The organism is Streptomyces sp. CBMA29 (assembly GCF_014596445.1).
GTDB lineage: Bacteria > Actinomycetota > Actinomycetes > Streptomycetales > Streptomycetaceae > Actinacidiphila.
Genome location: NZ_MECL01000160.1, coordinates 1 through 1,286, shown reverse-complemented (window position 1 = coordinate 1,286; position 1,286 = coordinate 1). Strand labels below are relative to the sequence as shown.

2 protein-coding genes are annotated in these 1,286 nt (G+C 74.7%); both read right to left on the bottom strand.

The window, feature by feature from the left end; translation table 11 throughout:
• A partial coding sequence (locus BGM09_RS37920; protein WP_411158345.1) for a zinc-ribbon domain-containing protein occupies positions 1-209 on the bottom strand: 209 nt, incomplete at its 3' end.
• Positions 210-223: 14 nt separating this feature from the next.
• A partial coding sequence (locus BGM09_RS21555; RefSeq protein ID WP_317452817.1) for a tetratricopeptide repeat protein occupies positions 224-1,286 on the bottom strand: 1,063 nt, incomplete at its 5' end.

Here is a 1,286-nt window from a genome sequence, read left to right as displayed (position 1 = left end):
GCTCCGGGACCCGGTGCCGACGGACCGGCCGCGTCGGACCCGCCGTCAGCCGGCGGCATGCCCGCCGCGGGCGCGGGCGTCACCGGCACGCCGGACGGCGGCGTCGTGGTGACATCCGCGCCGCAGTGTTCGCAGAAGCGTTCGTCCGCGTACAGCGGCTCCGCGCAGGACGGGCACAGTGTCGTCGCCGAAGGCGGAGACTCGGGCATTGGCGGCATCTCGTTTACACCCACGTCCGGGGGCGGAAGCGGTTGGCGCGTTCCACCAGTTCGATCCTCGTACTGCCCTGCTGGGCGAGCCTGGCCAGCACCCGGTACGAGCGCTCCAGGCCGAACCGCAGGTCCCGCTCGTTCAGGGCGGAGCCCAGAACGGCCTTGTGCGGTCCGGCTGTTGACGGTACGCCCGGAGCGCCCGCCGGGAGGTCCCCGACACGGCCCGCCAGCACCCAGTCCAGTGCGCTGCCCAGCACCTCGGTGGCGAGCTGCTCGCGCCGGTCGGAGTCCAGACCCTGCCGTTGCAGCTCCTCGACCTGGAGCCCGGCCGCCTGGAGGTCGGCCAGCAGCGGCTCCTGCGGCGATCTGTCCCGCAGCCGGGCCCTGATCGCCGCCACCCGCGCGGCGGTGAAGTGGATCGAGGACTCGGGCACCGACTCCAGGACGCGTACCGCGCCCTGCCGGTCGCCGGAGGCCAGCAGCACCCGGCCGAGACCGAAGGCCGCGCTCACATAGCTCTGGTCGGTCGTCCACACCAGCCGGTAGTACTCGGCCGCGTTGTCCAACTGCCCCAGCACCTCGGCGCAGATGCCCAGCGCCAGCTTCGGCGCGGGCTCACCGGGGAACGCGTCGTAGACCGCGTCGAAGCTCAGCGCCGCCGTCTCGTGGTCGCCCATGCACAGCGCAGAAAGGCCGCGGTGCCACACCACCCGCCAGTCGACGGCGTCGTCCTCGGCCTCGGCGAGCGTCGCCATCACCTGCTGGGCGCCGTCGAGGTCGGCCATCTCCAGCAGCGCCCGCAGCTCACGCAGCCGCTTCTCCACCGAGTCCTGCGGCGCGGAGTGCAGCGCCGCCACCAGCTCGGCCGGGGCCGCGGCCGAAAGCCCGGCCAGGAAGCCCGCGTTGGGGTCGGCGGGGTCGACATGCGGTACGGGCAGCGCCAGTACGGCCGCGCCCGCGTTCAGCCGCGACACGGTGGGGCTCGCGGCGGGCGGCGGGCCCCAGTTGGGCAGCGGGGCGCCGATCACGGTCGGGCTGTAGGCGCCGGGGCCGGGGCCGGGCACCGCGGGCAGC